At 56.0% G+C, this 13,659-nt stretch carries 12 protein-coding genes; 7 read left to right on the top strand and 5 right to left on the bottom strand.

Annotated elements, in window-relative coordinates; genetic code table 11:
• Positions 1 to 161 precede the first annotated feature (161 nt).
• The gene (katG, locus tag N5098_RS17405; RefSeq protein WP_267639112.1) at positions 162 to 2,300 is read left to right on the top strand and encodes a catalase/peroxidase HPI; all 2,139 of its coding nucleotides are present in this window, start codon (positions 162 to 164) and stop codon (positions 2,298 to 2,300) included.
• A gap of 57 nt (positions 2,301 to 2,357) precedes the next feature.
• Here the strand turns inward: katG and N5098_RS17400 are convergent, their stop codons facing one another.
• Entirely contained in the window at positions 2,358 to 3,029 is a 672-nt protein-coding gene (locus N5098_RS17400) for a DUF420 domain-containing protein (RefSeq protein ID WP_267639111.1), read from the bottom strand.
• A gap of 122 nt (positions 3,030 to 3,151) precedes the next feature.
• On the opposite strand from N5098_RS17400, the gene N5098_RS17395 reads away from it, so the two are divergent.
• Genes N5098_RS17395 through N5098_RS17380 form a run of 4 tightly spaced genes read left to right on the top strand, consistent with a single transcriptional unit; the run spans position 3,152 to position 5,784 of the window.
• The gene (locus tag N5098_RS17395) at positions 3,152 to 4,363 is read left to right on the top strand and encodes an LEA/WHy family protein (protein WP_267639110.1); all 1,212 of its coding nucleotides are present in this window, start codon (positions 3,152 to 3,154) and stop codon (positions 4,361 to 4,363) included.
• A gap of 39 nt (positions 4,364 to 4,402) precedes the next feature.
• Positions 4,403 to 4,624: a hypothetical protein gene (locus N5098_RS17390; protein ID WP_267639109.1), complete on the top strand. Its 222-nt coding sequence runs from the start codon at positions 4,403 to 4,405 to the stop codon at positions 4,622 to 4,624.
• Positions 4,625 to 5,089, top strand: a complete 465-nt coding sequence (locus N5098_RS17385) for a PUA domain-containing protein (RefSeq protein ID WP_267639108.1) — start codon at positions 4,625 to 4,627, stop codon at positions 5,087 to 5,089.
• Between the two features lie 41 nt (positions 5,090 to 5,130).
• Positions 5,131 to 5,784 (top strand): chemotaxis protein CheC, encoded by a 654-nt coding sequence (locus N5098_RS17380; protein ID WP_267639107.1) that lies wholly within the window; start codon positions 5,131 to 5,133, stop codon positions 5,782 to 5,784.
• A 7-nt stretch (positions 5,785 to 5,791) separates the two neighbouring features.
• Here the strand turns inward: N5098_RS17380 and N5098_RS17375 are convergent, their stop codons facing one another.
• The gene (locus N5098_RS17375) at positions 5,792 to 7,009 is read right to left on the bottom strand and encodes a phosphoglycerate kinase (protein ID WP_267639106.1); all 1,218 of its coding nucleotides are present in this window, start codon (positions 7,007 to 7,009) and stop codon (positions 5,792 to 5,794) included.
• A 153-nt stretch (positions 7,010 to 7,162) separates the two neighbouring features.
• On the opposite strand from N5098_RS17375, the gene N5098_RS17370 reads away from it, so the two are divergent.
• Positions 7,163 to 7,417: an HAH_0734 family protein gene (locus N5098_RS17370; RefSeq protein ID WP_267639105.1), complete on the top strand. Its 255-nt coding sequence runs from the start codon at positions 7,163 to 7,165 to the stop codon at positions 7,415 to 7,417.
• A gap of 72 nt (positions 7,418 to 7,489) precedes the next feature.
• On the opposite strand, the gene N5098_RS17365 is transcribed toward N5098_RS17370, so the two are convergent.
• The 3 genes from N5098_RS17365 to N5098_RS17355 form a co-directional block, all read right to left on the bottom strand.
• Positions 7,490 to 8,422 carry a winged helix-turn-helix domain-containing protein gene (locus N5098_RS17365; RefSeq protein ID WP_267639104.1) on the bottom strand — a complete coding sequence of 311 codons (933 nt, stop codon included), beginning with the start codon at positions 8,420 to 8,422 and terminating at the stop codon, positions 7,490 to 7,492.
• A 153-nt stretch (positions 8,423 to 8,575) separates the two neighbouring features.
• Positions 8,576 to 8,716, bottom strand: coding sequence for a hypothetical protein (locus N5098_RS17360; RefSeq protein WP_267639103.1), 141 nt, complete (start codon positions 8,714 to 8,716; stop codon positions 8,576 to 8,578).
• A 108-nt stretch (positions 8,717 to 8,824) separates the two neighbouring features.
• The gene (locus N5098_RS17355) at positions 8,825 to 11,215 is read right to left on the bottom strand and encodes a DUF2298 domain-containing protein (RefSeq protein ID WP_267639102.1); all 2,391 of its coding nucleotides are present in this window, start codon (positions 11,213 to 11,215) and stop codon (positions 8,825 to 8,827) included.
• A gap of 39 nt (positions 11,216 to 11,254) precedes the next feature.
• On the opposite strand from N5098_RS17355, the gene N5098_RS17350 reads away from it, so the two are divergent.
• Positions 11,255 to 13,636: a hybrid sensor histidine kinase/response regulator gene (locus N5098_RS17350; RefSeq protein ID WP_267639101.1), complete on the top strand. Its 2,382-nt coding sequence runs from the start codon at positions 11,255 to 11,257 to the stop codon at positions 13,634 to 13,636.
• Positions 13,637 to 13,659 lie beyond the last annotated feature (23 nt).

The following is a 13,659-nucleotide window of genomic DNA, read 5'->3' as shown; positions in this document are numbered from 1 at the left end:
CACCCCCTTCCCCCCTGACGCCCTCTCAGGCAGCCCACACGCTCTTTGTGCCGTTGCTATGAGCAACAATATTCATCTATCCTATAGATTGGTTGGTCTGTAACGAATATTTCCTTGCTGTTCCGACAACACTAATATGCCAAAGCGACAATCTATAGGCGATGAATAGGTCTAACCAAGATTGGTGGCCGAACCGACTTAATCTGGATATACTCGACAAAAACGCACAGCAACTCGACCCGAGAGGTGAGGAGTTTAATTATCAAGAAGAGTTCCAGAAACTCGATTTCGAGGCTCTGAAGGAAGATATTGAAGCTGTTATGACGGATTCGGAGGACTGGTGGCCAGCGGATTACGGCCATTACGGTCCGTTGTTTATTCGGATGTCGTGGCACAGCGCCGGCACGTACCGCACTTCCGATGGCCGAGGCGGCGCAGCGGGCGGTCGACAGCGCTTTGCACCGCTTAGCAGCTGGCCTGACAATGCAAATCTCGACAAAGCACGGCGCTTGCTCTGGCCGGTCAAACAGAAATACGGTCGCAAGATCTCGTGGGCTGATCTGCTGGTTCTTGCCGGCAACGTCGCCATGGAGTCGATGGGTTTCCAGACCTTCGGATTCGCTGGCGGGCGCGAAGACGACTTCGCGCCCGACGAATCAGTTGATTGGGGGCCTGAAGACGAGATGGAAACTAACGAGCGCTTTGGCGAACCTGGAGACCTCCAAGATGGTCTTGGAGCAACTGTGATGGGTCTTATCTACGTCAATCCTGAAGGCCCAGACGGTGAACCGGCACCGGAAGCATCGGCAAAAAATATCCGCGAGTCGTTCAGCCGAATGGCGATGAACGACGAGGAAACGGTTGCGCTCATCGCAGGCGGCCACACGTTCGGGAAAGTCCACGGTGCAGACGACCCAGACGACCACGTCGGCCCGGAACCCGAAGCGGCACCCATCGAAAAACAGGGACTTGGTTGGGAGAGTGATTATGGCGAAGGCAAAGGCGACGATACAATTACTAGCGGTATCGAGGGGCCATGGACGCAGTCACCTATCGAGTGGGACATGGACTACCTCAACAACCTACTCGACTACGAGTGGGAAGCCGAGAAGGGTCCGGGCGGGGCCTGGCAGTGGACGCCAAAAAGCGAAGAGCTTGAGAACTCGGCTTCTGGGGCACATGACGACTCCGAAAAGCGCACCCCGATGATGCTGACGACAGATATTGCACTGAAAAAGGACTCCGACTACCGGGAAATTGTCGAGCGCTTCCAGGAAAACCCGATGGAGTTTGGTATCACGTTTGCAAAGGCGTGGTACAAGCTGATCCACCGCGATATGGGACCGCCAGAGCGGTTCCTCGGACCTGAAGTGCCTGACGAAGAGATGATTTGGCAGGACCCACTGCCCGATGCTGACTACGATCTGGTCGGTGACGAAGAGATTGCTGAACTCAAAGAGCACGTTCTTGATTCAGAACTCTCTGTTACCCAGCTTGTGAAAACGGCCTGGGCATCGGCATCGACGTACCGCGACAGCGACAAGCGTGGTGGCCCAAACGGTGCCCGTATTCGGCTTGAACCACAGCGGAGCTGGGAAGTCAACGAGCCCGCAAAACTGGAGACAGTCCTCTCAACGCTCGAAGAAATACAGGATGAGTTTAACAGTTCGCGCTCCGACGACGTTCGCGTCTCACTTGCTGACCTGATCGTACTCGGTGGCGCTGCAGCCGTCGAACAGGCAGCAGCCGATGCCGGATACGATGTTGAGGTGCCATTCGAGCCAGGCCGGACTGATGCATCTCCCGAGCAGACCGACGAGGACTCTTTCGAGGCGCTCAAGCCCAAGGCTGATGGGTTCCGCAACTACATGGAAGCGGACCTCCCACACCAGCCCGAAGAGCATCTCGTCGACAAAGCCGACCTCCTGTCGCTGACTCCCGAGGAAATGACGGCTCTTGTCGGCGGCATGCGAACGATGGGTGTGACCCATCAAGACTCCGACCTTGGAGTGTTTACTGATGAGCCACAGACGCTAACCAACGACTTCTTTGCGAACCTGCTTGATATGCGCTACGAGTGGGAAGAGTCAGACACTGACGGCGTCTACGAAGGATACGACCGTGAGACGGGCGATGTCGAATGGAAAGGCACTCGATTCGACCTCATCTTCGGGTCGAACGACCGACTGCGCGCTATCGCTGAAGTCTACGGAACCAACGACGGAGAAGAAGAGTTCGTCCACGACTTCGTCGATGCATGGAGCACAGTCATGAAGCTTGACCGCTTCGACCTCGAATAGCTTCGACAGACTGTCTTTTTTCTCTGAAGCCGCCGAATCAAACTGCGTTTGTTTTGGTTACTGGTGTAGCCGGGCTAGTAGCGACCGAAAGACCGTCAGTGGCGAAAGCGGGCGAAGACTCACAAGACCGACAATCAGGACCGATTCAAGCGGTTTCGAATCATAGACATGGTTCAACAGGAAGTACGTCACAATACCAAGAGTAAGACTCAGAATCCATGCCGAGGCTGCAACACGTCCGACAGTTGATTTCAGTGATTCAGCCAGTTCGGCTGGCGTTCGGGTCAACCCGAGTACGACGGCGTACACCACGACTGGCACAGAGACAATAGAAAGGAGGATATGTATTGCAAGCATCACGCGGTAGACCGTCGTAACGAGGTCTGGCGCGACGATTGCTTTCGTCTCACCGCCGCCGACACGGAAGACGTAGACGACCAAAAAGAGAAGAATAAGTGAAAATGCTATTAACATCGAGATTGCGTGTTTGTGCACGTCTCGGTTCGAGATAAAGTAAACACCAGCAAGCAACGCGGCAAGCGCACCAGTGTTAATTACGGCGATGAGGTGTGTCAGGACGTCGACAGTTCCTTTCGAGAGGTCTGGATAAAAGTCGATAACCCCCAGGAAGGTTCCAATGACCAGTCCATACCCGACGACCGTCACCGCGATTGTCACGGCGACCGGCCGAGCACGAACACTCGTCTTTAGTTTCTTACTGACGGCCATATTGGACCTGTGTCCTGTATGGAAAACTTTCTTTGGATTCTCTACTGGGCCGGGATTCCCAGTTTCTATCAGTGATACCGTGGCCACAAGCCACTTTATCGGTCCGACGATGTGTAGCGAGCATGGACTGGGAGAAGGTCAAACGATTTGGTAAAATCGGCGGTCTGGTCGTCGTTGTGGGTATTGCTCTTGTGGGTGGGCTGTCCGCACTGGGTCTCATTGGCGTTCCAGATGCCGGCCTGGCCGACAACAGTTGGGGCGAGGTCGAGGACGAACGTATCGAAGTACTGACTACTGTCAGGGTCGACAACCCAAATCCTGTTGGTGGGGGAGACGGTGCCATTAATTACGGCGTCGCACTCCAGGGTGTCCGCCTCGCCGAGGGTGAAGGCACCGGACTGAGCCTGCCATCAGGAGAAAGCACCCACGAGTTCCGAACCGACCTCTTCTACAACCGACTTTCAGAGTGGTGGTACAGACACTTACGCAACGACGAAGTCAGCGACCTTCAGGTGAATGCGACTGCAAACGTCTCTTCGGGGCCGTTTTCGGGCTCGCCGTCCGGAACGTACGAGGACACTATCGACACCGATATCCAGGGGGCACTCAACCGCGGCTTCTCGACGTTCGAGGGAACTTACAGTGGAACAGAGACCGGCCTGACTGCTCCTGATGGTACAGCAATTGAGCCAACAGTCGAGGTTGATTCGGTGACTACAGAGTGGGGTAACGTGACCGAGGCACAGACCAATATACTCGTGACGGTAGATATCACGAACCCAAACGCCTACCCGATTCCAACGCCCGCGTTCACCGGCTACGTCGCGATGAACGACATTCGGGTCGCCGACTGGGATGCTGACGAGGTCACGGTTCTCGAAGTCACGGATGAAGGATTGATTCCGCCGGGCGAGACGGAGAAGCGAACGTTCCGTATCGAGATGGACAACAAGAACGTCCCGGAGTGGTTTGCCACCCATGTCGACCGTGGCGAACAGAGCACTGTCGAAGTCGCTGGCCAACTTGCCCTCGATATCAGTGGGAGCGAGGTAACGATTCCACAGGACGGGAGTGGTGTCTCCTGTAAGTTCGACCTGACGACTGCGATCTTTGTCAACCAATCCTCGGATATGCAACGCCAGCAGTGTGGGACGACGCCGTTATCGATTGCCCAAGGGACACTCGATGGTGTGGGGGCCTCTCTTGATATCACAGAGACTGATTGGTGGCTTAATTTTGACGACAACTCTGACGATGACAGCCAGAGTGGTGGTGAGGACGATGATGATGACGACGGACTCGTTCCGTCCCGTGAACGACTGACTCAGAAATAGATAACAGCGTTTTATACTACGGCGACGACAGTATCGAACATGGACATAGAAAATCACCCGTTCGCAAACTCGAACATTCGAGTCCTCCTCGGGCTTATGAGTTCACTCTCTATTGTCGTCGTTGCAGTCTTCTTTATCGATAATACGATCACCCAAGCACTCATGATCGGTGCTGCGGCTGTCGATGCCGTCGGTACACCGTACGTATTGAAACGACTCGTCGAAAATGCCACTGAGGAGACAGTGGGACAGCAAATATAGATGACCGCTGATCTGGCTGACCTCAGAACGATTGCCCGGTATCAGTTTGGTGATGACGCGGCTGAGGCACTGTTTCCGACCGATGAACCGCTTGACGTGACGCGAACAACCTCGGGGCGGCCCCGTCAGATACACGCAGAAGCCGGACGAATTGCGACCTACGAACGCGACGGTCGGTTTAGACTTGGTATCGAAGGGGGTCGTCGCCTCAACAACGCGTTGCCCGATACCTCGTACCGTGTCGTCGTCGGCGAGGAAAGCGACCCGTTTGTCCGCGAGGGGCGTAACGCATTCGCGAAATTCGTCCAGCATGCCGACAAAACAATCCGTCCGCGGGATGAAGTCCTCGTCACTCGCGACGATGGAACGCTTCTGGGAGTCGGACGGGCAGAACTGGCCGGGGAGGGGATGCTCGCCTTCGAAACCGGTATGGCGGTCAAAATGCGTGATGGAGTCGAATCGTAACACCCTGACATTTACGGGGCGATAGCTACATAGGTTAGGCAATGAGCAGTATGAAGGTCGACGTCAGGAAACTGGAGGTGTTCAACAACATCTCCAAGGAGGGCTCGCGGCAGGTGGCTCACAGCCTCAACCAGATGGCGGGATTGGATGCGGAGATCGAGGTTGCCAAAATCAACTTTCTCCACATGGAAGACGTCAAGACTCATCTGGGGGACGAAGAGAAGGTTAGCATCTTCGTTGAGCTTACTGACCCGCCAAACGGGTACGTGCTGTTTGTGTTGGAACCGTCGTCCAGCAAGCAACTTGCACAGTCGATGATTCCGGGTGACGGTGGCGACGACGACACAGATGGCTTTAGTGATATGGAACGCTCTGCCATCCAAGAAATTGGGAACATCATGACATCCGGCTACATCGACGGCTGGGCGAACGTCCTCGACACCACAATCGATATGGGAACACCAACGTTCACCTATGGCCCGACTCATGAGATAATCGAGCGGATGGGTGGGTGGCCCGACGAAGATCTTGTGTTCGTTCTCGACTCGGAGATTCTTGCCCCGTCGACGGATGTTGATCTGACAGTCTACACGTTCCCGCAGATACACGACCTCGTCGACCTTGTCAAGAAACTCGATATCGACACTGACGTCAAAGCGGATACAACGGCCGACGAGAGCTTTACGAACAACTAATCTCTCTCTACCAGTCGCTGTCGTCTTTGAGAACTTCGACTCCCGGGAGTGATTTCCCGGTGAGTGCATTGATGTAGGCACCGCCCGCAATCGAAACGTGTGAAAAGGCGTCTTCGTCCATGCCGTACATCTCGATTGCACGCGACGTGTCTCCGCCACCGACAACCGAGAAAGAGTCACATTCTCCGATCGCCTCTAACACACGGACCGTTCCGAGATTGAACCGGTCATCCTCGAACAGCCCAAGTGCACCCTTGACGAAGATTGCCGACGAGTTCGCAGCAATATCCGCAAACTGCTCGGCGGTGTCGGTCCCTACATCGAGGTAGTCGTGATCTTTATTTTTGACTTCCGCAACAGTGACTTCGGCGCGCTCATCGTCTCCATCGGCGTACGCAAGGTCAGTTGGGTAGACAAGGTCGCTTGGATGGTTTTCGATGAGGTCCGTAATCTGGTCGCGGTTGGCGAGCCACTGACTCTCATAGAGGTCGTTTTCGTCGATATCTCGGCCCACATCGTAGCCGACCGCACGCAAAAAGAGCTCGCCGACGACACCGCCAAGCAGGAAGTTATCGACCTTATCTCTGAGCGCAGTCATCACGTCGATAACGTCTGTTGCTTTTGTCCCGCCGGCAACCATCGTTACCTCACCGTCAAAATCGCGGGTTGCGATAGATGAGTTCGCCTCGTACTCCCCGGCCATAACTCGACCAGCGTAGGAGTCCATTGCGAGCGGGAAGCCGACGATGGAGGCGTGCTTGCGGTGGGCTGCCGAGTAGGCGTCACCGACGAACGCATCGAACTCCGGTGCAAGCGTCTGGACGAGAGCCGAGTCAGCATGTTCTACGGGATCGCGCTCGGGCAGTTCGTCATCGGTCATGCGGACATTTTCGAGCAGGACAACTTCGCCGGCGTCGAGGTGTTCGATTGCATCGAGCGCCGTCTGGCCGTACGTGTCGGGGACATACTCGACGTGGTGGTCAAGATGGTCGGCGAGGATGTCAGCGTGCTGTTCTAGGGTTACGAACGTGTCACGGCCCGGGCGGCCCTGATGGGCGAGCAGGGCGACACGGTGGCCGTCCTCAACGAGATCCCTAACGGTTTCTACGTGTCGAGAAAAGCGGCGGTTGTCCTCGACGACGCCGACAGAAACGGGTGAGTTAAGATCTAGTCGCGCGAGCACGCGCTGTCCCTCGTCGAGCTCGTCCAGTGTCCGATAGGTCATCACGATACCTTCCCACACCAGCCACAAATAGACCCCGAAGTATTCCGAGGTGGTGACGCACACCGGGAACAGACAGTGGCGGCCTGCCCGGAGACAGCCACGAACCGTCTTAGCTCCGAAGTGATTAAGGAACCCTCAGTCAAAGCCTCGTGTATGCAAAAACTCATCGTTCGTGGGGACCCCGGAATTCGGAAGGGTGCCGTCATCGAGTACGCCGGCGAGGAGTACATCTGCTTTGGCATCAACCGGCAGGGTGACTGGCACGGTCCCGACAACCCGCAGTTGTGGTGTACAGTCGGCTCCGAAGACGAGCGCGAAGATTACGAACGACGCAACTATATTCCTATGCACCTCGATGTTGAAGCTGTCGACGCAGCGGAAATCGACGTACTGCAGGCTGAAGCGTAACCTGACAACAGCTTTCCGGTTTTGTCCCTAGCAGAACTCCATCGTCGCTCTGAACGGAGAATCAATTCCTTCTCAACACCACTGGTGGTCAACGACTGTACACGAGTCGTCGACGTCGAGAACGAGCGTTTCGTCGTCCAGCGTTATCTCGATGGACGCACGCGGTGGGTCTCCGTCGTGAACCGTCGTTTCACAGGGTGCGTCGTCTCCTGTTCGAGCCAGTTGCTGTAACGTCTCCAGTAGCGTGTGTCCACGCGCTCGAAATGGGCTTGCAACCAGCGGGTGCTTGACGAACAACATCCGCAATGGCAGGGCCGGGAATTGGTTCCAGCACCGATTACAGCTCACCTTTGTCGGGATGTGGCTGTCTTTGAACTGCTCTGTCGGCGGGTCGGTAGGGTACTCGATAGAGACGGTCCCCCAACACTGGAGACAGATGCCTTGCCGCGCGAGGTCCAGATTGGTACAGAGTCTGCTGTATCCGACTCGCATCAGTTCCTCGACCGAACGCTCCGATTTTGCTCCAGGCGGAACTGGGTACCGGTCAGCAATGCCGTGTTCTTCACACTCGACCCAGACTCCGGGGTAGAGTGGATTTTCGCCGTAGTTGGCTGTCACTCCTTTTCCACAGCACACACACGTGAACTCCGTTTCGGCACTCTTCGTTTCGACAGTGCCTGTGTCGTGATATGCTCCGGCATAGACCGCGGCGATGACCGCGAGTCCCGGCAATCGGGCAACGTACTTGTCGTCGATTTGTGTGACGAACGTCTCGCTGAGTTTGTTCAGGTGGTAGTTGAACCGACCGCTGTCCTCGACACTGACACGAGTCCGCAACTCGGAAAACGAGAGGCCCGCTCCGACTCTGTTTTTGTTCGCCTCTTCGGTGAGTGCGAACAGGATTTCGAGCCTGGTTTCGTCTCCGAGAACGGAGAAACTCTCCTCGACCGCGTCGATGCGGGTGTTTTGAGAGTCCGAGGAAGAGTGGTTTCTGTCGCCGTCCATGGGTCGTGATGGCGTTCGAGGGATCAAGAAAGTGCCTACCTCGGCGGTGGCCGCTCTCGACGAGGACGCTGACGGTCGCTGCGTGCCGGTGCACTCCGTGAGCTAGAAATTGAGCACGAACCCCGTTTTTTCGCTGTCGAAGCCACACGTCTCCTAAAACCGGTGTTTCCACTCCTTGTCCGATCCTGTCAGGAGCATGATTTTGTAGCAATCTTGGTCGTCGGCAAGCATCTCCTGGCACTGTTTCTGGAGCGGTTCGTCGCCTTCGAGCGGTGGGTCGTCCGGGTTGAGCATCCTGTACAGCGTGAGTAACTCGTTCAGTTCGTTCTCTTGAACAGTCTATGCACGTGGCATACGCTACTGTGGTTGGCTGTCGCCGGACCGCTATCAAGAAACTCGGGGTTACTCGTCCAGTGCTTCCTGGTCAACCTCGTAAATTGTCACGTGCTCCCAGGACACGGCGGCTGTGACAGCATCGAGTTTGTCGACAGTCACCTCGAACTGCGGTGCGTTCTCCTCTGCCGGGCCGACGTAGATGTACTCCACCCCGTACTCGGCGAGGAGCCGCCGTTGTTCCTCGGGGTCGCCGCCGTACATCGCGTGAACATCAGCAACGCGGTTGTCGTACACCTCGTCGCCGCGGTACTGTGCTTCGTGGTCCCAGCCGGCGACAGTGGGGATACCCGTCAGGCTTGCTGGTGCGGCCGCTCCATCGCCGTCTTTTGGATTCCAGCGGTAGCCCGCCGGCGCAGTGGTGAGAAGTGTTGGCTGGCCGGACCGCGCGTCGAGCCAGCGAATCGCTGGCGCTTCATCAGGGTGCAAGACCTCCAGATACGCCGTTGCATCCAGTGTTGTCCCAACTTCGTCTGTCGTCGCTGTCTCTGCTGTTACGTGGCCGTGCAGTGCAAACCCAGCATAGGGAACTGTCACAAGTACTAGCGCGATTGCGAGGACAGTCCCGGTCTGTCGTAGTCGCGCGGTATTGGCCCCGTCGATTGTCGGCCAACCCGCGGCCATGCGGGGGAGTGCAACTGCAGTGCCGATTGCCCAGAACAGCCAGACGTGGACGTAAGGTTTGAAAATAACATTGAACCGCTCGCCTTCGATGGTGACGAACTCGACAAACAGGAGGATACCTGCCCCGGCGACCACCAGCAGCGTCTCGAAGCCGACAGCATCGGTTCGTAGTAGCCACCAGCCAACGAGAACCAGCGGGAGTGTCACCCCGAGAACAGGCCAGCCCAGTAGCGTCGCGAGGGCGACGATAGACCCGCTGGTAGTAAGTACGACCGTCGGGCTGGCGCGGTTGTCCTGTGTCCAGAGCGCCCGAGCGAAGTACGCACTGAATGCGGCGAGGAATCCGCCGAGGACGAGAATAAGCGACCCCAGTGGCGTCCACTGGTCCCAGTACGTGACCGAACGACTGGGTCCGTTGACCATGACCGTCGTCCAGAACGGAAATGTCCAGAGAATGCCTCCGAGAAAGACGATACCGGCGACGAGCGGGGCCAAAAGGAGCCGCGAACCCTCTTCGTACAGCCTGCTTCGCGAGTCGGTCGTGGTCTGTAATCGCTTCGGCAGCAACGCTGACGGGTGGTCCGAATTAACGAAGACAGCAAGAGTCGTCAACCCGAGAGCAGTCGGGAGCGACCAGAGGTTCAGGACCCCGATGAGTCCGACTAGTGGCGGGAGGAACACGAACAGAAGTAGCCGACGGTGTGAAACAGGCCCTCGCCACGCAGCAAGCAGGAGAGCGGCCGTGAGTAGCATGAATGGTTGGCTCAGCATATGGGCGTGGAGGTCGCCGTTGAGCCACGCAAAGAAGGGAAACTCCGTCGCGGCCTCGAATCCGCTGTCAGCCTGTGGCTCGACGGGGATGATGCGGCTTGCGTCGAAATACCAGAAGTCACCGGGTGACCAGTCGACGGTCCCGGCCTCCATGCCGACGGTCGAAACCAGCACCTCGGCAACCCAATCCGGGAGAAGCCACGCGACCAGTCGCACCGCAGTTGACAAATTGCCTGCCACACCGACAAAAAAGGCCCCAAGCGCGCCGGCAGCCCACTGCGACACGTCGTATGGCCGGGCAATGGAGGCGGCGAGACCATAGGCGGCGGTCAGCAACGTCGCGTAGAACCCTGCAAGACCGAGGTTGTAGGCGTAAGCGGTGCCAGTCCCGGTCATTGTCGCCAGCAGTGAGACAACAAGTTGGCCGCCATAGTAGTATTTGACTGGCTCATTGGCAAACCACATCGATTCCGGTGGAAGTGAGCCGGTTCGGTTGAGTGTCTGTAACAACCCAAAATCGAGGAATTTTTCGCCGCCTAATGGCAACACGGCTGGGTCAATTCCCCGAATAAGGACGATAAGCAGGAATCCGGCGACAAAAACGAGCCCATACTCCGCTGCGCGGTCGATATCAATGACGGTGTCGGTTCGCGTGGCAGTAATCGCCGAGAGAGCGAGGAGGGTACCAAGCCCGGCTAAGAGGGCGGGCCAGCCGAACGCAAGGTGACCGACTAGGTGGCCAACGACACCGAGAACCGTCAGCGCAACCGGGATAGCAAAGCCGGCGTACTCGGTTCCGGGCAAGAGCCACGCAGCGAACGGAAGAGCCCCAACACCGAGCACAAGAAACGCAAGCAGCCAGAGAATGACGAGCCCTATCTCCATTATGAGGTCTGGCGTCACGGTCGTAGTTACTTCTTTTGGCTTCTTTCTAGTCTCGTATCCGAGCGTGACAGCAGGTAGCCTGTCTTTATCGAGCAAGATGTGTGAGACGTTCCCTGTCAAGATTTATACCCACTGATTGTGTGTGTTTATTTATCACAGATGCCTAGCACGCTGAAGACAATTCAGGTTCTTCACGTCGACGACGACCCAAGTCTCACCGACTTGACTGCAACGATTCTCGAGGAGAAAAACGAGGCGTTTGACCTCGAAACGGCGTCGAGTGTCTGTGAGGCAGAACGGTACCTCAACCGAGAGCATGTGGATTGTATCGTCTCAGACTACGAGATGCCGGGACAGAACGGTATCGAGTTTCTCGAAACAGTCCGAGAGTCGTTCCCGGACCTCCCGTTCATTCTCTATACCGGCAAGGGCTCCGAGGAAATAGCGAGTGACGCTATCTCAGCCGGGGTCACTGACTACTTACAGAAAGGGAGTGGGACTGGCCAGTATACAGTGCTCGCAAACCGGATTCGCAACGCTGTCGAAGCTTACCGGTCAACCGAACTGTTGAGCGAGCGGACACGGCGATTGGAGACACTGATACGCAATCTTCCGGGGATTGTCTATCGTTGTCTCAACGAACCGGACTGGCCGATGGAAACAGTCCGGGGAGATGCCGAATCACTTGTCGGGTATTCGGCACAGGCTCTAGAAGAAAACAATGTAAATTGGGGACAAGATATCCTTCATCCCGACGATCAGACCGAGATCTGGGAGACAGTCCAAGAGTGCCTGTCTGAAGACGGTACATTCGAGGTCACATACCGTATCGTAACCAAAGACGGCGAAACGAAATGGATGTGGGAGCAGGGCCGAGGTATCTATCACAACGACGGAACGATTGAGGCGCTGGAAGGGTTTATCACCGATATTACTGACCGGAAACGCCGCGAGAACAAACTCACTCAGACTCGGTCTCGATTGAAAGCGCTGTCCGAGGGTTCACCGGATATGATTAATATCCACGACAGTGAAGGGAATATTATTGACCCCAATCCTCAGTTATGTGAACAGACCGGATACGACGAGTCAGAACTCACTGAAATGGCCGTCTGGGATCTTGACGAGACAGTCGACCCTGAGCAAGCAAAGGCATTCTGGGAGCAGATTGACACCGGTAACAGCCGGCGCGTTCAAGGGAGGTTTCGACGCAAAGATGGGTCAACGTTCCCCGTTGAGACTCATGTTAAACGAACCGATATCGATGGCGAAGACCGGTTTGTCGTTACCAGCCGGAACATTACCGAGCGTGTTGAAGACAAACGCAAACTTGAGCGCTACAGCAATACACTCGAACGCCTCCAGCGGACGACCCAACAACTCATGGAAACAACAGATACCGGCGAGGCGACCGACATCGTTCTTCAGAGTCTTGAGGATGTGCTCGACTTCGATATCGTTGCGGTCTGGGAGGCAAACGATGCACGAACACGTCTAGAGCCGGTTGGACAGTCCGAGCGGGGGGCCGAGCTGATTCCGGAGATGCCATCGTATTCACCAGGAAACTCACTCTCTTGGGAGGCGTTTGCAGAGGGTGAAATGTATGTTATCGATGATTTGTCTGATTACGAGAAGCGATACAATCCAGACACTGTCTTGAAAAGCGAACTTCTTGTCCCCTTTGGAGAGTATGGTCTCCTCAATATCGGCTCGACCGAGACTACGGATTTCTCAGAACGGGACATTGCACACGTCGAACTCTGGGCAGAAACGATAGCCATCGCGTTCGACCGAATCGAGCGCGAACGTGCCCTCCGTGAACGCGAGAATGAACTCGTTCGGCAACGTGACCGTCTTGACGAATTCGCGAGCATTGTCTCTCACGACCTTCGAAATCCGTTGAACGTTGCTGAACTCCGTCTTGATTTGGCTCGTGATGAGAACGACAACGACCATCTCGAAGCAGTTGCCAGTGCCCACGAACGAATGAGTGTCCTTGTCGATGACCTACTTACGCTGGCGCGCTACGGTGAGACACTCGACAGCACCAAGCCGGTTTCCGTCGCGGACCTTGTCGACAACTGTTGGAAGAACGTCAATACAGCACATGCTGATATCTGTATTGATAGCGACATAACTGTCAAGGCAGACCAGAATCGTTTGCAACAGCTGGTCGAAAATCTCATTCGGAACGCCATCGACCATGGATCAATTACACCGTCTGTCGACACTGTTGAACAGTGCGCGGACAACAGTTCCATAGAGGCCAACGAGAGAGCCGACACGACAGGAGAGTTGGTGGTTACTGTTGGCGACCTCTCGGATGGCTTCTATATTGAAGATAACGGGCCGGGAATTCCCTCCGAAAAACGTGAAGACGTTTTCGAGACTGGCTTCTCGACTGCAGATGGTGGAACCGGGTTTGGCCTCTCGATTGTCCAGCAGGTGATTGAGGCACACAGCTGGTCAATCGATGTGACTGAAAGTGCTGCTGGTGGCGCACGGTTTGAGATTACGCAGGTAGATATTGCCGACCGCTAACTTGTCGGTCGCCAGAAGCTAAT

Origin of the sequence: Halovenus rubra (assembly GCF_026586665.1) — an archaeon.
Classification (GTDB): domain Archaea; phylum Halobacteriota; class Halobacteria; order Halobacteriales; family Haloarculaceae; genus Halovenus; species Halovenus rubra.
The sequence above is the reverse complement of the archived record's forward strand: the minus strand, read 5'-3'. Positions and strand labels throughout refer to the sequence as shown.